Genomic DNA, 18218 nt, shown 5'->3' with positions numbered 1-18218 from the left:
TTTTGGTTTACTCAAAGTAATTCACTTTACTTTTATTGTAGTTTTCTATATATTTTTTGAGGTTCAATGCCGTTACTTTGTAACGACTATTATATAATACCACGTTCATTTTATCTTGTCAAGCATTTTTTTAATTTTTTTATTAAAATCTTACTTTTTAGATTGTTTGTTTGAAGTGATATTAAATTTATAATACACTATTTAAATTACTTTGTCAATTTTTATTTTCTTTTTGACTTTGCTCTTTAACAGTGCCTTTACATAATACTAGGATTTTTTATCTTTGTCAAATTTTTTTATTTTTATTTTTTTGCATTTTAAAAGAGCCTTATTTCAAAGTATTTTTACTCTTTTATAAGGCTCTTTTTATTTTATTTTTCTAATGATTTTTTTAATTCTTCTAATTTTTCTTTGCAAGCATCCATTGCTTTTTGGAGTGAATCTTTTTTGGTCATATCTACTCCTGCATCTTTTAATACTTCTATTGGATATTTACTTTTTCCTGCTTTTAGGAAGTTAAGATATTTTTCTAAATCTTTTTTATCTCCATGGAGGATTTTTTCTGATAGGCTTACTGCTGATGAGAAGCCTGTTGCGTATTGGAAGACGTAGTAGGACATATAAAAGTGTGGGATTCTTGCCCATTCTGTTGATATATATTTATCTACTTCTATATCTTTGCCAAAATAGTCTACGTTTAGGTCGTGATAGATTTGGTTTAATTTTTCTGCTGTTACAGGCATTGAATTTTCTACTAATTTGTTTGCCTCTAGCTCAAATTCTGCAAACATCGTTTGTCTAAAGACTGTTGATTTGAATGAATTTACGTAGTGGTTTAATAGATAGGCTTTTTCTTTTTCGTCTTTGGCATGGTCTATCATGTAGTTTAATAATAGAAGTTCGTTAGTTGTTGATGCTATTTCTGCCAAAAATATTGAGTAGTTTCCGTATATATATGGTTGGGTTTTTCTTGTGTAGTATGAATGCATAGAATGACCCAACTCGTGAGCTGTTGTAAAAAGTGAATCTAGGGAGTCGTTGTAGTTTAATAAAATGTATGGTTCTGTATCGTAGGAGCCTGATGAGTATCCTCCTGATCTTTTTCCTTCGTTTTCCATTACATCAAACCACCTATCGTCAAAGCCTTCTCTTGCTTTTTTAATGTAGTCTTCTCCAAGTGGAGCTAGGGCTTTTAGGATTAATTCTTTCGCTTCATCAAAAGTGTAGGTTTTCTTATAATCTTCTACTAATGGCAAATAAATATCGTGAAATCCTAAATCGTCCAATCCCAAAACTTCTTTTCTCAAACTTGTGTAATCTCTGTGGATTTCTATGTTGTCATGGATTACTTCTACTAAGTTATCGTAAACTTTTTCATCAATGTTGTTTGCAAACAGACTCATTTTTCTTGCTGAATCGAATTTTTTTAATTTTGCTATGGTGTTATTTGCTGTTATTTCGCCATCAAGAAGGGAGGCTGCTGTATTTTCAAATTGCTTGTAAACTGTATAATATTTTTCGTAAACTTCTTTTCTAAATTCACGATTTGAATCTAGCTCTAGGTTTGTGAAATTTGCATCTGTGATTTGAATTTCTTCATCGCCTTTTTTTACTTTCGGAAATTTAAGGTCAGCGTTTGAAAAAATCATATAAGTGTTTTGTGGATTTTGGGATAATTTTGCAAATGATGCTATAATTTTTTCTTCATTTTCGCCCAAGGTGTGGTCTTTATTTCTAAATAAATCTTCAAAATAATGAGCGTAAATTTTTAGCTCTTCTTTTTCTTCTATATATGTTTGTACTTTATTATAATCTTCTGACAAAATTTCTGGTGTTATAAATGAAAGTTCTTGGGCAAGATTTGCAAATAAATTATCTGCTATTTTTGACATTTCTTGATATTTTGCAACTCTTGTATCTTCGTCAGATTTTAATGAGGCATATACCCCAAGTTTTGAAAATTTTCTTTCTAATTTTTCATCTGTCTTTAAAAAATCGTAAAGACTATCGGCTGATTGTAAAATCTTTCCTTTGTATGCCTTAGTTTTTTCAATTAAGTTTTTTACTTCTTCTACTTCTTTGTAGAAATCTTCGTCTGTTTTGTAAATTTTTTCTGTGTCCCATTTTAGGGACTTGTCTATATCTTTTCTATCCATTTTTTCTCCTTTTATTTTGTTTAATTTTTTATATGGCTTGTAACATTGATTTATTTCCTATAAATACAAAGCCTATTGCAATTAGCACAAAGGCTAGAAGGGAAATAATTCTTGTGCTTGTTGGCAAGGTCATATTCATTATCGGGAAAAATCCTGCAAGAATAAATCCGCCCAAAAGCCCACCAATGTGTCCTGTAATTCCAATTCCTGGAACCATAAATGAATATATTATATTTATAGCAACAATTCCTATAAAGCTTGAGCCAAATTGTCTTAAAAATTCATTGTCCTTGTAATTGAACATAATCCCCAAGGCAAGTCCAAATAAGCCGTACAAAGAAGTTGATGCTCCAGCTGATACGCTTGTTACTTCTCCAAAAGCGTAGGTAAATAAATTGCCCATTATTCCACAAAGTAAATAAATTATTAGAAATTTTGTAGAACCATAAAGACTTTCAAATTCATCTCCAACATTATTTAAAAAATACATATTCATCAAAAGATGTATTATCCCAATATGTATGAAAATCGGGCAAAAAAGCCTCCACCATTCGCCATAATAAACATAGATTTTGCTCATAGCATTAAATCTCAAAAGATTTTCAATATTTTCACTGCCACCTGTAACAGTCATCAATATAAAAACTAGGATGTTTATTCCCATTAAAATTCTTGTCATTTTTCCCTTAGCCATAACTCCTCTTTCTCAAATTTATTTTCCATCTGTGAAAGATTATCAGAAATAAAAGCCCTAGCAACAGACCTAATTTCTTTCTCATAATCTCCCCTTTCAAGATTAGATTTTATTTTAAATTCATAAATATCATCTATATAAGGATTATCCCTCATATTTGGATAATCTTCATCTTGCAAGAAAATAATTTTTATATTTTCATTATATCTTTTAGCAAATTTAGAAAGATTAATAGAATTTTCTCCATTAAATTCATCAACATTTTCCGTAATAATTAAAAGGTCTTTGTCCCTAACCAGTTTTTGAAAATCAAGCAAAGACAAAACAAGTTCCATAGAATTAGAAATTTTTGCCCTAAAAAATATATAAAGAGCCCAAGAAACTCCGCCACCAGCACCAAGGTAAGGAAAATCTATTTCGCTTACACCCAAAGCCTCACTAACTTTTTTAGAAAAATGCTTGCAGGCTTTTTCAAGTTCTAAAATTTCATCAGGACTTGCTCCCTTTCTAATAGGTCTTTTTTCCAAAAAAGAATTTCTTTGAAAAAGAGTAAGAGGTTGGCTTGTAGCAATCTCCAAATCAACATCCATTATCCTCTTATCAAGACCAGACATATCAATAGAATCAACCTTAACCATATTTTTAGCAACAGGATTTAAAGAATTAAGATTTTTATCAAAAAACCTAACCCCCAAAGCATAGAGCATACCCATTCCCATATCATTAGTTGCAGTATCCCCAATGCCAATGAAAAATTTCTCACAGCCATTATTTAAACCATCAACAATCATCTCCCCAAGACCAATTGAAGAAGATTCCATAACATCAAGCTTATCCTTATACAAAAGTCTAAGCCCACAAGCCTGAGCCATCTCCATCACGCACAAATTTTCCTTTATAATATATCTAGAAGTTACCGCCTCGCTCAAAGGATTATGAACATTAACATAAGAAAAATCCCCGCCAATAACTTCCTTCATAATTTCAACAGTCCCCATTCCCCCATCTAAAAACGGAAGAATATTAACCTCATTATTCACATTTTCACTTTCCAATTCTTCCTTGAAATAATTTCCAATCTCAATAGAATTTTCAAAATCTTTAATAGAATCCAAAGCTAATAATATATTCATAATTCACCTCAATTAAATTATACCCAAACTATGTGGACAAATTATTAATTATCTTTACCAATTGTAAATTCAATGATATAATTAAATAGAAAGTTTATAAAATAAACTTTTACTGTTTAACTCATGGAAATCTTTGAAAAAAGATTTCGCCCATCAAAGAGCCACTTAAATACTTATAAGTGGCTTTTTAAAATTGCCTTTCCATAAATTTTGGAAGGGCATTTTTATTTGAAATTTATGATATTGATTTTAGATTTATAATGAGTATAATTATCATATACTTTGTTTCTTATTTAAAATAAAGTAATTTATTTAAAAATGGAGGATATTATGTCATTAATAGGAAAAAAATTACCTGAATTTAATTTGGATGCTTATGATCCAAAAACAAATGAATTTATCAAAATTAGCGATAAGGACCTTGAAGGTAAATGGAAAGTTTTAATGTTTTATCCAGCAGACTTTACTTTTGTATGTCCTACAGAGCTTGAAGATTTACAAGAAAAATATGGGCAATTAAAAGAAATGGGAGCAGAAGTTTATTCTGTAAGTGTTGATACACATTTTGTTCACAAGGCTTGGCACGACGAAAGTGAAGCTATAGGAAAAATCCAATACAAAATGATTGGCGATTCAAACAAAGAACTTACAAAAGCTTTAGATATTTTAACAGAAGATGGAAAAGCTGACAGAGCAACTTTTGTTATAGACCCTGATAATGTTATTCAAGCCCTAGAAATAAATGCGGGTGGAATAGGAAGAAAAGCAGAAAATAATATCTACAAAGTTAAAGCTGGTCAATATGTAAGAAAACATCCAGACCAAGTATGTCCTGCTAAATGGAATTCTGAAGATGATGATACACTAACTCCAGGACTTGACCTTGTTGGAAAAATCTAATGTTAGACAGTAAATTAAAAGATCAGCTGAAGGCTTATCTTAGAATGCTAAAGTCCAATGTAACAATTGGACTTTCGATAAATGAAGATGAAAATTCAAAAAAATTAAAATCTTTTATAGAAGAAGTGGAGTCTTTATCTGATAAGATAAAAATAAAAGAAGAAAATTTGAATTTCACCCCTGCTTTTAGCCTAAATGGAGAATTTGAACACGGAAAAATTGTTTTTGCAGGAATTCCTTTAGGACATGAGTTTGAATCATTTGTTCTTGCACTTTTACAAGTTGGTGGAATCGAACCAAAAATATCCAACGAAGAAAAAGAAAGAATAAAATCTATAAAGGAAAAAAGAAATTTTGAAACAATAGTTTCACTTTCCTGCCACAACTGCCCAGAGGTTGTACAAGCTTTCAATATTATGGCAGTTTTAAACAAAAATATCTCACACACAATGATTGAAGGTTCAATAAACCAAGATATATGTGAACAAAGAGATGTTATGGCAGTACCAGCAATTTTTGAAAATGGAGAATTTCTTGACGGGGGCAAAAAAACTATGGCAAGTCTTTTAGACCTTGTTGCAGAAAAAGTCCAAAAAGATTTATCCAATTTCAAAGATTACGATATCTTGATAGTCGGAGCAGGACCAAGTAGTGCTACAGCTGCAATTTATGGAGCAAGAAAAGGCCTAAAAGTTGCAATAGTTGCAGACGAATTTGGTGGACAAGTAAACGAAACTCTCGATATAGAAAATATAACAGGAATCCTAAAAACAGAAGGACCTAAATATATGCTATCAGTCAAAAACCAAGTAGAAAATCTTGGCGTAGACATAATAGAGGGAGTAAAAGCTGTCGATTTCGAAAAAAAAGATGATGAATTTAATATAATCCTAGAAGATGGAGCAAAAATAAATAGTAAGAGTCTAATTTTTGCAACAGGAACAAGATGGAGACTTCTTGGAATAGATGGAGAAGAAAAATTCAAAAACAAGGGCGTAGCTTTTTGTACCCACTGCGACGGTCCCCTATTTAAAGGAAAAGACGTGGCAGTTGTAGGAGGAGGAAATTCAGGAATAGAAGCAGCAATAGACCTTGCATCAATAGCAAAAACCGTTACAGTTCTCGAATTTTTACCAGAATTAAAGGCAGATAAAATATTACAAACAAAATTAGAATCCTTTCAAAACGTAAAAGTTATAACATCTGCCCAAACAACAAAACTCCTAGGAGATAAAAAACTAACAGGTCTTGAATATATAGATAGAAATACAAAAGAAGAAAAAACGATAGATCTTGCCGGAGTTTTTATCCAAATCGGTCAAATTCCAAACACAGAATGGCTAGAAGGAAAGATAAAACTCACAGATAGGGGCGAAATCGAAGTAGAAAAAGACGGTTCAACAAATATAGAAGGAATATTTGCAGCAGGTGATGCAATAAATTCCGTTTATAAACAAATAATAATAGCAGCAGGCTCAGGAGCTACAGCAGCCCTATCAGCCTTTAACTATTTAATAAGAAAATAAAAAATATTGGAATGTTGCAAAATAAATAAATCATCCCAATTGTTAGAGGAAATTCTATGAAGATTTTGCCTCAATATAAGAGTGCTATTAAAAATCTTCTAGGAGACCCCTCTAAATATTGAATAATGATTATTCATATTTTTCAACAGCCCCATTATTTTTTCTTAAAATTACATAAACATCATAAAATTATCAGCTTTCATTTTTAAAAATATAATAAAAAACAATAAAGGGAGAAATTATAAAAATTATGGGCAAAACCAATTTCGAAAATGTGAAATAATCTATTTTTTCTAATTTTTCTCCCATACCTTTTATAGCTTGGGGGAAGGCTATTACTGATATGGCTAGAAAAATTGTTAGTATTAAAAATGGCATTTCTTTTGGGTTTTTGTTTAAGGCTCCTTCTACTATTCCAAAATAATAAATTAGGTAAAAGGCAAAGCCAATTATGGCGTAGAGAAATGACCAAAAAATTTTTCCTATTTTCGATTCATCTTCTTCATTTTTAAAATATCCTATATCTACTCCAAAAATTTCTGACAATTTTACCAAATTTTCCATTGATGGCTCGCTTATTTCTTTTTCCCATTTGGATACGGCTTGTCTTGATATATTTAGTTCCTTTGCCAAATATTCTTGGGTAAGGTTCAATTCTTTTCTTTTGTTTTTAATTTTTTGTCCAATCATAAGTCCTCCTTAATATTATTTTAAGTAATGTTTTTCAAAAAAGCTAGCAACTATAGGGCAACTTTGGGGAAATTTTATGATTTTTTTATTTTTTTTATACAAATTATGATATAATTATAAAAAATAAGGAGAAATTTATGGGAGAAATTATAAAAATTGAAATTGATGATATAGTTGTAGGTCTTGATGATGGATCTGTTGTAAGGGTTAAACTTTCTGATGTGAATTTTATTCCTCAAATTGGGGACAAGGTCAAAGTTTTTAAGGCAGATGATGGATATTTGGTAAGTAAAATCAAAGAAAAAAATTTTGTTGAAAATCATAGCTTAAATGAAGATTTTGATGAAGATGATTTTAAGGTAAACAGGATTGAAGAAAAAAATAATGTGACTAATAATTATTATATAAACTCTTACAATAAAAGGGCTGTAAATAAAGTTGCTTATGTGCTTTTGGCGTTTTTTTTGGGAGGAATTGGAGCTCACAAATTTTATTCTGGAAAAATCGGCACAGGTATAGCTTATTTGATTTTTTCATGGACTTTTATCCCATCAATAATAGCCTTTGTGGAATTTATAATAGCTCTTACTAAAACTTCTGATGAATATGGAAATATATATGTTTAAAGGACTCTTGCAAAATTATGATTATTCATAGTTTTGCAAAAGTCCTTTTTTGTTTGGATTTTTGTTTTTTATAAAAATATGTAGATTTCTCAATCTATATTCTTATTTTTTATTTTCTTCCAATTTTTTTAAGGCAAAAAATATTGCAACACACAAGTTTTCATCTTCATAAATTTCTAAGGTGTTTTTTGTAAAGTCAAAGTTTGCCAAAAATTCATCTTCTTTTATCAACGATAAATTTTCTCCGTTTTCTATTAATTTCATTTGCCTATTTATAATTTTCGCCTCATTTATTTTTTGGTCGTTCATTTTTTCAATTTTTAAATTTCCTATTACAGCTTGTTTTTTTCCTCTTAGGCTAAATAAGTTTTTTATTTTAAATCTTGCGACCAATTTCCCACTAGGACGCAATACATTGTACTTTCCTTCTAATTTATAGGTCATTCTGTCATTTTCAAAAATTTTTTCGTCTTTATATTGTAATTTTTTCATTTTTCCCTCACAAAAAAACCAGCAGGATTTCCCACTGGCTTAATTTTAATAATTTTCTTTTAGATATTCTATTATATCATCAGATTCGTACATTTTTTTATCACCAAAAACCATAAATGGAATTTGATCTTTGCCACCAAGCTCTATTAACTCTTTTGTGTTTTCTTCTCCACTTCTGCCATCTTTTACGTTGTAAGATGTGAAATCTACAATTTTATTTTCATGCATAAAGTTTAAAACTTTTAAACAATATGGACATTCTGGTTTAAAATATAAATCAAATTTACTCATAATACTTCCTTTCATATTCTTTTGTCATTTCTCTTTTAATTTATTACCCTTAAATTTATTTTGTAATCTTAAAAGAAAAATATTAAGGATGTAAAGAGTAGAAGTATTAATAAAACTGGCGGTAAAAAAACTTTCATAGCTGCCAAAAACATAGCGAGCCTATCGTCTTTTTCTAGATTATCTTTTTCTAAAAGCTCTTCTTTTTCATAGATTTCTTCTTTTGTTTTATTTTTGAAGGGATCTACTGGTATTTTCATAGATTAGCTTCCTCGGCTAATTCATGTTCTTTTTTAAGTCTTTCTTCTTCGTTTTTTTCGAAGGCTTTAATTTTTGTTTCTTCTGATACATCCATCAAATGGCAAGCTACAAAATGTCCAGCTTCTACTTCTTTAAGCTCTGGCTCAAATTGTTTACAAATATCCATGCAATATTTACATCTTGTATGGAAACGACAACCCTTTGGTGGTCTTACTGCTGATGGAATATCTCCTTCAATTGTTTGAAGCTCTTGTCCCTTATCAACATCAGTTCTTGGTATTGCTTGCAAAAGTGCTTTGGTGTAAGGGTGTTGTGGATTTGCAAAAATCCTATCAGAATCTGAAAGCTCGACCATAACTCCCAAATACATTACTCCTATCCTATCAGAAATATATTTTACGACTGAAAGGTCGTGGGTTATAAATAAATATGTTAAATTTAAGTCAGTTTTTAAATCTTGTAATAAGTTTATAATTTGTGATTGGATTGAAACATCAAGAGCTGATACTGCCTCATCGCAAACTATAAATTTTGGATTTAAAGCAAGGGCTCTGGCAATTCCAATTCTTTGTCTTTGTCCACCAGAAAATTGGTGAGGATACCTATGAATAAAATATGGAGCAAGTCCACATTGGTTCATTATATCTTGGATATATTCGTTGTAGCCTGCTTCACTTCTTGATTTAAAAAGTCCATGGCCCAAAACACCTTCTCCAATTATATTTCCAACTGTCATTTTTGTATCCAAAGAACCATAAGGATCTTGGAAAATTATTTGAAGATCTTTCCTAAGCTCTCTCATTTCTTCGTTTGTAAGTCTTGAAAGGTCTATTCCATCATCTACAAAACTTTCAAATTTTTCAAAAAGCTCTTTTGATTTTAATTCTTCTTTTTTAGCAGATATTTTTTGCTCTTTTTCCAAAACTTCCTTATCAAGTTTTTCTTTTCTATTCAAAAGTTCCTTGTATTTCGGATCATTTAGGATAGCATCTTTTAATTCTTTTTTATCTCTAATCCTTACTTCGTCTTTTTCTTCAATTTTTTTAATGTCTAGTAAAACTTTGGATCTTTCCTTGATTTTTTTGTAATAATCATCAAGAATAGAAGAAATTTCTGACAAATTGTCGCTTGCAAGAAGTCCTCCTGCTATTCTCATCATATTTTCATAATCTTCTTGGAGAAGTCTTCTTTGATGCATAGCAGCTTCATTTAATTCAGCTTTTTTTTCTTCATCTTCTGTTTTTTCTAGTTCATCATAAATTTTATGAAGTTTTTCAACTTCCTTATCATAAGAAGGGAATTTTTTTGGAATTTCTTTAATATCTTTTCCCATATAAGCTGGGGCAAGTCTATCAAGAGTTGTTCCGTAATAAAGAGTAGTTCCTTCAGTTTGTTCATAAATTTGAAGGATTGTTCTACCAAAAGTAGATTTTCCACAACCACTTTCTCCAACCAAACCAAAAGTTTCGCCTTCAAATATATCTATAGAAATATTTTCATTTGCATGGACATATTCGTTTGCTCCCCTAGAAAAGATAGATTTTTTCTTGATTGGGAAATATTTTTTAAGATTTCTTATTTTAAATAAGATCTTTTTATTATTTTTCTCCATCTTCTCTCTCCTTTCTATTTGGAAAGTGGCATCTTATTTTTTGATTTTCATTTACTGCCACAAGCTCTGGCATTTCTTTTCTACATTTTTCAGTAGCAAATTTACACCTATCTGCAAATTTACATCCATCAGGAAGGTTTAGTGGATGTGGAACAGAACCAGGTATAATATCGAGTCTTTCATTTCTATCACTTGTAATTGCTGGAATAGAATTTAAAAGAGCAACTGTATATGGGTGGTTGTAATCTGTTATATCGTGTTTAAAAATATAATCAACTGGAGATTGTTCTACTATTTGTCCACAATACATTACAGCAACCTCATCTGCCATTTGATTTATTACTCCCAAATCGTGGGTTATAAATAAAATTGAAGTATTTTGTTTTTCCTTTAATTCGTTCATCAATTTTAGAATTTGAGCTTGGATTGTAACGTCAAGGGCTGTTGTTGGCTCATCTGCAATTAATAATTTTGGCTCACAAGCAAGGGCCATGGCAATCATAACCCTTTGGTTCATACCACCAGAAAGCTCAAATGGATATTGTTTGGCAACAACGTGAGGATTTGGAATTTTTACTTGAGCAAGTAATTCCTCCACTCTTTTTGAAGCCTCTTTTTTATTCATTTTTTTGTGAAGAATTAAAACTTCTGAAATTTGTTTTTCCACTGTAAAAACTGGGTTAAGGGAACTCATTGGCTCTTGGAAAATCATAGAAATATCATTTCCCCTTACCTTTTCCATTTGATTTCTATTAAAATCAGAAATCTTTTTACCATCAAAAATAATTTCTCCGCTGTAGATTTTTTGGTTTGGCTCAAAAAGTTGCAAGATACTCATAGCAGTTTGACTTTTTCCAGAACCACTTTCTCCAACCAAACCCAAAGTTTTTCCTTCTTCAATTGTGCATGATACTCCATTTACTGCTTTTATAAGACCACGTCTTGTTTCAAAGTAGGTATGGAGTTTATTTATTTCTAGTAAATTTTTCATTTTTACACCTATCTCTCATTTGATCTTGGGTCTATTGCATCTCTTAGGGCATCTCCAATCAAGTTTACTGAAAATGCTGCCAAAAATACTGCAAGCGCTGGAATTACCCATCTCCACCAATAAATATTAATTACATCTGATGATTGGGCACTTGTCATCATATTACCCCAAGATGGCATTGGCTCTTGAACACCAAATCCTAAAAATGATAGACCTGCTTCAGTAAGTAGGTTTCCTGCAAATCCAAGAGTTGCATTTACAATTATTATTGATAGGATATTTGGCAAAATATGTCTTACAAGAATTGACGAATTTGTAACACCAAGTGCTTTAGCTGCAATTACATAATCTCTTTCTCTTTCAGCAAGAATTTGTCCACGAACAAGCCTTGCAATTCCTGTCCATCCAATAACACCAAGTAAAACCATTATCATCATAAGTCTTGTATTTTGACTTGTATTTACTGGAAGTAGAGCTGAAAGTGTAATAATTAATGGATAAAATGGGAATGATTGAACAATTTCTGTAATTCTCATCAAAACATTGTCAACACGTCCGCCAGCATAACCTGAAACCATACCAATAATTACACCAAGAACTACTTGGATAAGAACTGATACAAAAGAAATTATTATGGTCATTTTTCCACCGTGAATTAATCTTGTAAAAATGTCACGACCTTGGTCATCTGATCCAAATTTAAATCCTTTAAGTCCCCATGTATCAATTTTAGAATCCTTGCTTACAGCATAATTGTTGAAATAACCAGAAAATACTTTTTCATATTTTCCACTAGGAGCATCTGCTTCGCTATAATTATTATTTCCCCAAGAATATAATTTTCCATCTTCAGCAAGGACAGTAAAATGATTTGTTCCTGCAACTATATCTTTAATTTTTCCCTTAATTTTTGGAACATTATTTCCAGATAAATTAGCTCTTGAAGGTCCCCAAACATAAAGTTTTCCATTTTGATCAAGGGCTGCCGCAGAATTTGAAGTTAAGGCAACCTTAGAAATTTTTACCTTATTATTTTTAATTTCATCTGGTGCTCCAACATCTACCTCAGCTCCTCTTACACCAAGAAGTTTTGTAGAGCCATCTTTTAATACAGCCAAAATATTTGAACCGCTTGTATCAAAATCAACAACTTTTCCTTGAACTTCTTTTGGAATAAGATCAAGTCTTGAGTTCATAGTAGAACCCCAAACATATATATTATTTTTTTCAGTTAAAACTACAGAATATTGAACTCCACCACCAAGTTTTTTGATTCCTTCTTCTTTTATTTGGCTTTCTTGCATTGGTGGAAGTTTTGTTTGTTGGAAGGAATCATTACCCCAACCATAAACTTCATTATCTTCAGTTGCAACAAGAATGTGTCTATCTCCAGCAGCAACATCTTTTATTTTTTTACCATCAAGTTTTTCCTTTATATCATCAGGCATTTTCATAACATTATCTTCGTTATTTTTGCCCCAATAATAGAAATTTTTCTTTTTAGTAAGACCTACACCAAAAGTATTTCCTACAGAAATTCTTTCTACACCTTCTTTCTCCATTTCAGAAGGATATTTCATATATCCAGAACCTGCAGAAACATTTATAAGGTTACCCTCAGATTGGTAAGGATTAAAAGGAATCAATGCAGATCCAACAAAAACTGCTAGAATAATTCCAAGCATCAAAAGAAGACCAATAACTCCCAAAGGATTTCTAAAATAATTTTTTACAGCCATTTTCCCAGGAGAAGTAATGGCATCTTCCTTCAAAGACTCATTTTCATTTTTAGGATTAACATCTCCAAGATTTACATCAGCTTCTTCATTATTTGCCCTAGTTCCAAAAGTAAACAAAGAAAGAACTAATCTACCAAAAGATTTAAATGATTTATTTAATTCATCTTTCATATTAAGCCTCCAATTTTACTCTAGGATCTACAAGAGCATAAGCAATATCCATAATCAAGTTTCCAAGAAGAGTTAAAATTGCATAAAACATAGTTAAAGCAAGAATAACATTATAATCTTGAGCTAAAACAGATTTAATAAGAATATTTCCAATTCCCCTGTATGCAAAAATAGTTTCAGTTATAGCAGAACCCGAAAACATTGATAAAACAGCCCAAGTCATAGCAGTTACAACTGGAATTAGGGCGTTTCTAAAAGCGTGAGAATAAATTACAGTTTTTTCCTTTAAACCCTTAGCCCTTGCAGTTCTAATATAATCCTCATTTAAAGAATCAAGCATAGAATTTCTTACATATCTAGAAATAGATGCCATAGAACCAAAAGTCAAAGTCAAAGTAGGTAGGATTAAATACTTAACCCATTCGCCAAAAGTATTATTTCTAGGCATACCATTAGCAGGGAACCATCCTAGCCTAAAAGCAAATAAGAATATCAAAAATAATCCTATAAAAAATGTAGGCAAAGAAATTCCAACAAGAGTAAACACCTGGAAGAACTTATCAAAAAATCCTCCCTTATGAACAGCCGATCTTATTCCAATAAGCACCGAAAGCACAAAAGAAACTAGAGTCGAACCTATATTTAATAAAATTGTATTTTTAAGTGGCTCAGAAAGATATTCCTTAACAGGTCTTTTAGCTTGAGTAGATTCACCAAAATCTCCCTTCAAACTTCTTCCCATCCACATAAAATATTGCTCTGGCAACGATTTATCATAACCATAACGTTTCTCAAGATTTTTATACATTTGTTCTTGTTGAGCCTTGGTCATTCTTCCATCCTTTGGCATCATAGCTAAAACAGGATCGCCAGGCATTGATTTAGAAAGTACAAAAACCAAAATAGATATAATTATGGCTACAGGAATCAAATTAATGATTCTTTTTACTATGTATTTTAACATATTCATCCCTTCCTTATGTTTTTAAGCTTACCATCTAATATTTTACTCACATTGATTAATTAAAAATCCTTATAATTTTCAACAAAGATTTTGACTAAGAAAATATTACTTATAGAAATTTATAAATAAATATAAAAAAATTAGATAGAGTAAACTTATAATATCATAACCATTATATTAATATAAAAACCCATATTTGTCAATGAAAAATTTGTCATAAACTTATAAAGATTGACATTTATTTTTAAAAATTCATTATTCATGAGCAAAAACTTATCTCAATGCATATTAATTGAAAAATTATTCTACAATACGTTAATACTCTAATGATTTTAATTTATAAAGATGAATTTAGGAATTAATAAAAATAAAAAATATAAATTAATAAAAAATGATATTAAAAAGAAAAATAAATTTGATTAGAAAGCAAAAAAATATTGTGGATTTTCTAGAAATAGATTTCTATTAGCTAAATTTATGAAATGTAAAAAAATCATAGCAAATAAAAAACCCCTTATAAAACAAGTTAATAATTTAAATTAATTACAGTTTTTTTACTATTTATATTTCTAAATTTCAAAAAATTTTGTAATCATATTCCTTTTCTAATTTTTATACTAAGCAAATAAAAAAGAAATTTTATACTCATCAATTAAATCAATTAAAAAGAAGCCAAATTTATGGCTTCTTTTTGTCTTTTATTTAATTAAATCTTATTTAAGACTCATTTGGTTGATTTGGCAAGATACTGCCCATTCTGGTGTTAAACCATCAAATCCTTGAACTCTTGTTGATGCTGATGAGTGGATATTGTTAGAATAAAGTGGAATTTCTGGAAGGTAATCATTGTACCACTCTTGGAATTCTTCCCATTTATCTAGATAAGCTTTTTCATCACCAGGTTTTACTTGTCTTAATTCTTCTGTGATTTTATCAACTTTTGGATCATTTGTCTTTGTTTTGTTGTCATTTCCTTTACTATTGTATTGGTAGTAAGGATCAAATGGTGATCCAAATCCAAGTCCCATGTTGAATGCTGTGTATTCTGCTTTATCTCCTTCTTTTGGATTTTCTCTGTAGTTTAGAAGAGTATTAAAGTCACCTGCTTGAACATTGTATTCAAGTCCTGCTTGTTTAGCATTGTCTGGTAATTGGTTTGAAAGTAGTGTTGTTATTTCTGATTCTTTTGCACCAAATTGATTGATTTGTAATTTCTTTCCATTTTCATCGTATCTGTAGTAATCAAATTTGTCAGCATTATTTTTGTATTCTTCAGCTGCTTTTTTAACATCCCAAGCAGTTTTTCCGTCTTTTTCAAATTTGTATGGAGATTGGTCTAATCTCTTATTAGCTTCATCAACATTTAATGTATATTTTGTAAGTTTAGCCTCTACGTCAGCTCCTCTTTCTTTATACATCCATTGACTTGAACCATACATTCCATTTGTTACTACTGCATATCCACCTGCAAAGTTTTGTACGAAATCATCTCTGTTCATTAAAAATGCTACTGCTTGTCTTACTTCTTTGTATTGAGTTGGTCCCCTATCATCTAAGAATGATAAACATCCATAACCATTTCTGTCGTAAGCTACATATTGCAATTTCTTTTCTTCAGCAGCTTTTCTAATTTGAGAAATTCTTGAACCATTCATTTCATCTTCGAATACATCTATGTCCCCATTTTTAACAAGGTCTACAGATATTTCTGGGTTTATTGCTTGAATGATTACATTTGGAATTGTAGCTTTGTGTCCTTCAAAATCTCCAGCATATTGGTCGTTAAGTTCCATTTTAACCATATTATTTTCAAATGAAACAAATTTATAAGGTCCACAAGTAACTTTTGGTGCTTTTCTGTAGTCATTTGCATCAAAAAGCATAGCTTGTTCAACAAGCATTTCTGTAGGATCTATATCATTTCCGCTTTCAGCAGATTTTTTCTTATCTTCAAGAGTTTTTAATTTCTCTTCGTGTTCTTTTTTGTATTCTGGATCTTCTTCGCCAGCTTCTTTTACTTCTTCATCATAAGAAGATTTTTCTGTTTCAATTTGCTTATCAAGTGATTCAACAAAGGCTTTTTTATCATCGTCTGATAATTTATAACCATCTTTAAGAGCAAATTTAGATCCATCAATTGTTAAGTTTGGAGCTATATAATGAATTGGTCTTGGGTTCATTACCTTTAAAGATTCTTCTTCAAAGTATGGTAAGAATGATGAATCAAGTGTAATTTCAAAAGTATGATCATCAATTTTCTTAACACCTTCAAATTCTTTAGTTTTTCCTTCTCTAAAGTCATTGTAACCCTTTAATGAATCTCCACCTATTTCAGTAGATCCTGTTATTAGAGCATAATCTTGTGGTGAGTGTAAAAGAGCTTTAAATAAATAATCATCAGCTGTTACAGGCTTACCATCAGACCATTTAAGATCTTTTTTAATTTTGAAAGTGAAAGTTTTTGAGCCATCTTCATTTTCTTTTTCTTGAGGATCTCCATCAAGAACTGTTTTATTAACTACATATTTTCCACCCTTATCTTTAACATAAGTATCATAACCAACAGAACCTTGGATTCCCATAAATTCTCTTGCTCTTACGTCGTTTTGGCTGTTATTAAAACCTTGGATGAATTCTCCACCAAGTGAATCAACACCTACTACAAGTGTATCATCATTAGTTTGCTTTTTAAATTCTTCATCCTTAGCTTGTTCGTTACTTGCATTGTTGTCTCCAGCATTTGAGCCGTTATTGTCTTTGTTTCCGCTACCGCCACAAGCAGTAAGAGTTAAAACTAAGCCAAGCGCAAAAGCTTGTGAGAAAACTTTTTTTACATTCATCCTTCTCTCCTCTTTTCTTTTTATTTTTGATTTATATGAATACATTATAGTTTATATTTATGTTTTTGTCAAACTCCATTTGTTACTGATAATTTCAATAAAATTAAATAAAAAAAATATTTAAGAAATTTTACAATTTTATATTTATACAAAATTTTAAGTTTTTTTTGTAGAAAAATCAGAGATTTTTTTTGATTTATTAAGGTAAACTATTGAAATAATAAGTTTTGCTTCATTTGCATATTAATAGACTAAATTGTAATTTATAAAATTTAAAAAATTATATTTTCAAAAAATATTTGAGAAATTTTCTTAAATTTTTAAAAATTTTCAAAAAAATAACTAGCAGATAAACTGCTAGTTATTATTGCATTTTTTGCATTTCTATTGTGAATTTTTGTAGAATTTTTTTCTCTATTCTTGATACTGTCATTTGGGAGATAGAAAGTTTATTTGCTATATCTACTTGGGTTCTTCCTTCGTAGTATCTTAATTCTAAAATTTGTTTTTCTAAGTCGTTTAGTCTTTCGGTTGACTTATCTATCAAATCTTTTAATTCTACTGAATCAAAATTTTTGTCGTCTTCTCCTATCATGTCGGATAAATCTACGGAATTTTCTCCTTTTTGGACTTGATATTTCATATCCAAACTTTGTGGGGAATAAACCTTGCTTGCCTCTATTGTTTCAAGAATTGTTTCTTCATCTTCTCCAAGGTAAGCTGCAATGTCTTTTATAGTTGGGGTTCTTTGGAGTTCTTGGGGAAGAATTTTTTTTGCTACATTTATTTTTTTGTAGAGATTTTGAATTCTTCTTGGAACTCTTATTACCCAGCCCTTGTCCCTAAAATATCTTTTTAGCTCGCCCATTATTGTTGGAGTTGCAAAGGATGAAAATTCGTATCCTTTTGATGGATCGTACCTATCAATGGCATAGATTAGGCCAAGAGATGCTACTTGATAAAGGTCATCTTTTTCGATTCCTTTTCCTACGTATTTGTTGGAAAGGATGTCGACTATATACATATGTTCTTCTATAAGTTCATTTCTCAGATCCTTATCCCTTGTTTTATAAAATTGTTCAAATTTTTCTTTGATCTCTTTTTTTCTTTCAAGAGATGCTTTTGTATCTGCCAT

Annotated in this window: 16 protein-coding genes; 3 read left to right on the top strand and 13 right to left on the bottom strand. The window is 30.3% G+C overall.

Annotation, left to right across the window (positions count from 1 at the left end; all coding sequences use genetic code 11):
* Positions 1-371: 371 nt before the first annotated feature.
* The 3 genes from pepF to HGAG_RS09245 are packed head-to-tail and all read right to left on the bottom strand — an operon-like array spanning position 372 to position 3983.
* Positions 372-2156, bottom strand: a complete 1785-nt coding sequence (pepF, locus tag HGAG_RS09255; RefSeq protein WP_019118877.1) for an oligoendopeptidase F — start codon at positions 2154-2156, stop codon at positions 372-374.
* Positions 2157-2184: 28 nt separating this feature from the next.
* Positions 2185-2850, bottom strand: a complete 666-nt coding sequence (locus HGAG_RS09250; protein ID WP_026074091.1) for a rhomboid family intramembrane serine protease — start codon at positions 2848-2850, stop codon at positions 2185-2187.
* Positions 2832-3983 (bottom strand): glycerate kinase family protein, encoded by a 1152-nt coding sequence (locus tag HGAG_RS09245; RefSeq protein WP_019118875.1) that lies wholly within the window; start codon positions 3981-3983, stop codon positions 2832-2834. The genes HGAG_RS09250 and HGAG_RS09245 overlap by 19 nt, the downstream gene beginning before the upstream one ends.
* A gap of 330 nt (positions 3984-4313) precedes the next feature.
* Here HGAG_RS09245 and ahpC point away from each other — a divergent pair, with 330 nt between their 5' ends.
* On the top strand, positions 4314-4883 hold the full coding sequence (gene ahpC / locus HGAG_RS09240; protein ID WP_019118874.1) for an alkyl hydroperoxide reductase subunit C: 570 nt from the start codon (positions 4314-4316) through the stop codon (positions 4881-4883).
* Positions 4883-6409, top strand: a complete 1527-nt coding sequence (gene ahpF, locus HGAG_RS09235) for an alkyl hydroperoxide reductase subunit F (protein ID WP_019118873.1) — start codon at positions 4883-4885, stop codon at positions 6407-6409. The genes ahpC and ahpF overlap by 1 nt, the downstream gene beginning before the upstream one ends.
* 192 nt (positions 6410-6601) lie before the next feature.
* Here the strand turns inward: ahpF and HGAG_RS09230 are convergent, their stop codons facing one another.
* Complete coding sequence (locus HGAG_RS09230) at positions 6602-7099, bottom strand: helix-turn-helix domain-containing protein (RefSeq protein WP_019118872.1); 498 nt, start codon at positions 7097-7099, stop codon at positions 6602-6604.
* Between the two features lie 137 nt (positions 7100-7236).
* Between HGAG_RS09230 and HGAG_RS12200 the strand changes: the two genes are divergently transcribed.
* The gene (locus tag HGAG_RS12200) at positions 7237-7725 is read left to right on the top strand and encodes a TM2 domain-containing protein (RefSeq protein ID WP_019118871.1); all 489 of its coding nucleotides are present in this window, start codon (positions 7237-7239) and stop codon (positions 7723-7725) included.
* Between the two features lie 102 nt (positions 7726-7827).
* Here the strand turns inward: HGAG_RS12200 and HGAG_RS09220 are convergent, their stop codons facing one another.
* The 9 genes from HGAG_RS09220 to HGAG_RS09180 form a co-directional block, all read right to left on the bottom strand.
* Complete coding sequence (locus HGAG_RS09220) at positions 7828-8217, bottom strand: hypothetical protein (protein WP_019118870.1); 390 nt, start codon at positions 8215-8217, stop codon at positions 7828-7830.
* Positions 8218-8262: 45 nt separating this feature from the next.
* Complete coding sequence (locus tag HGAG_RS09215; protein ID WP_019118869.1) at positions 8263-8508, bottom strand: glutaredoxin family protein; 246 nt, start codon at positions 8506-8508, stop codon at positions 8263-8265.
* A gap of 68 nt (positions 8509-8576) precedes the next feature.
* Entirely contained in the window at positions 8577-8765 is a 189-nt protein-coding gene (locus HGAG_RS09210; protein ID WP_019118868.1) for a hypothetical protein, read from the bottom strand.
* The gene (locus HGAG_RS09205; RefSeq protein WP_019118867.1) at positions 8762-10378 is read right to left on the bottom strand and encodes an ABC transporter ATP-binding protein; all 1617 of its coding nucleotides are present in this window, start codon (positions 10376-10378) and stop codon (positions 8762-8764) included. Before HGAG_RS09205 ends, HGAG_RS09210 begins: the two co-directional genes overlap by 4 nt.
* Positions 10365-11369: an ABC transporter ATP-binding protein gene (locus tag HGAG_RS09200; RefSeq protein ID WP_019118866.1), complete on the bottom strand. Its 1005-nt coding sequence runs from the start codon at positions 11367-11369 to the stop codon at positions 10365-10367. Before HGAG_RS09200 ends, HGAG_RS09205 begins: the two co-directional genes overlap by 14 nt.
* A gap of 8 nt (positions 11370-11377) precedes the next feature.
* Positions 11378-13279 carry an ABC transporter permease subunit gene (locus tag HGAG_RS09195; protein WP_019118865.1) on the bottom strand — a complete coding sequence of 634 codons (1902 nt, stop codon included), beginning with the start codon at positions 13277-13279 and terminating at the stop codon, positions 11378-11380.
* 1 nt (position 13280) lies between these two features.
* The gene (locus HGAG_RS09190) at positions 13281-14243 is read right to left on the bottom strand and encodes an ABC transporter permease (protein WP_019118864.1); all 963 of its coding nucleotides are present in this window, start codon (positions 14241-14243) and stop codon (positions 13281-13283) included.
* A 713-nt stretch (positions 14244-14956) separates the two neighbouring features.
* Positions 14957-17083 (bottom strand): ABC transporter substrate-binding protein, encoded by a 2127-nt coding sequence (locus HGAG_RS09185; protein ID WP_019118863.1) that lies wholly within the window; start codon positions 17081-17083, stop codon positions 14957-14959.
* 364 nt (positions 17084-17447) lie between these two features.
* Positions 17448-18218, bottom strand: a complete 771-nt coding sequence (locus HGAG_RS09180; RefSeq protein ID WP_019118862.1) for a SigB/SigF/SigG family RNA polymerase sigma factor — start codon at positions 18216-18218, stop codon at positions 17448-17450.

Source organism: Anaerococcus obesiensis ph10, assembly GCF_000311745.1.
In the GTDB taxonomy this organism is placed as follows: domain Bacteria; phylum Bacillota; class Clostridia; order Tissierellales; family Peptoniphilaceae; genus Anaerococcus; species Anaerococcus vaginalis.
Note: the sequence above shows the minus strand (reverse complement) of the source record. Positions and strands in the feature narration are given on the sequence as shown.

Coding starts and splice junctions, on each gene's coding strand:
- HGAG_RS12200 (WP_019118871.1), top strand. CDS start 7,237: ATGGGAGAAATTATAAAAATTGAAATTGATGATATAGTTGTAGGTCTT.
- HGAG_RS09200 (WP_019118866.1), bottom strand. CDS start 11,369: ATGAAAAATTTACTAGAAATAAATAAACTCCATACCTACTTTGAAACA.
- HGAG_RS09210 (WP_019118868.1), bottom strand. CDS start 8,765: ATGAAAATACCAGTAGATCCCTTCAAAAATAAAACAAAAGAAGAAATC.
- HGAG_RS09180 (WP_019118862.1), bottom strand. CDS start 18,218: ATGGCAGATACAAAAGCATCTCTTGAAAGAAAAAAAGAGATCAAAGAA.
- HGAG_RS09245 (WP_019118875.1), bottom strand. CDS start 3,983: ATGAATATATTATTAGCTTTGGATTCTATTAAAGATTTTGAAAATTCT.
- ahpF (WP_019118873.1), top strand. CDS start 4,883: ATGTTAGACAGTAAATTAAAAGATCAGCTGAAGGCTTATCTTAGAATG.
- HGAG_RS09220 (WP_019118870.1), bottom strand. CDS start 8,217: ATGAAAAAATTACAATATAAAGACGAAAAAATTTTTGAAAATGACAGA.
- ahpC (WP_019118874.1), top strand. CDS start 4,314: ATGTCATTAATAGGAAAAAAATTACCTGAATTTAATTTGGATGCTTAT.
- HGAG_RS09215 (WP_019118869.1), bottom strand. CDS start 8,508: ATGAGTAAATTTGATTTATATTTTAAACCAGAATGTCCATATTGTTTA.
- pepF (WP_019118877.1), bottom strand. CDS start 2,156: ATGGATAGAAAAGATATAGACAAGTCCCTAAAATGGGACACAGAAAAA.
- HGAG_RS09205 (WP_019118867.1), bottom strand. CDS start 10,378: ATGGAGAAAAATAATAAAAAGATCTTATTTAAAATAAGAAATCTTAAA.
- HGAG_RS09185 (WP_019118863.1), bottom strand. CDS start 17,083: ATGAATGTAAAAAAAGTTTTCTCACAAGCTTTTGCGCTTGGCTTAGTT.
- HGAG_RS09250 (WP_026074091.1), bottom strand. CDS start 2,850: ATGGCTAAGGGAAAAATGACAAGAATTTTAATGGGAATAAACATCCTA.
- HGAG_RS09230 (WP_019118872.1), bottom strand. CDS start 7,099: ATGATTGGACAAAAAATTAAAAACAAAAGAAAAGAATTGAACCTTACC.
- HGAG_RS09190 (WP_019118864.1), bottom strand. CDS start 14,243: ATGTTAAAATACATAGTAAAAAGAATCATTAATTTGATTCCTGTAGCC.
- HGAG_RS09195 (WP_019118865.1), bottom strand. CDS start 13,279: ATGAAAGATGAATTAAATAAATCATTTAAATCTTTTGGTAGATTAGTT.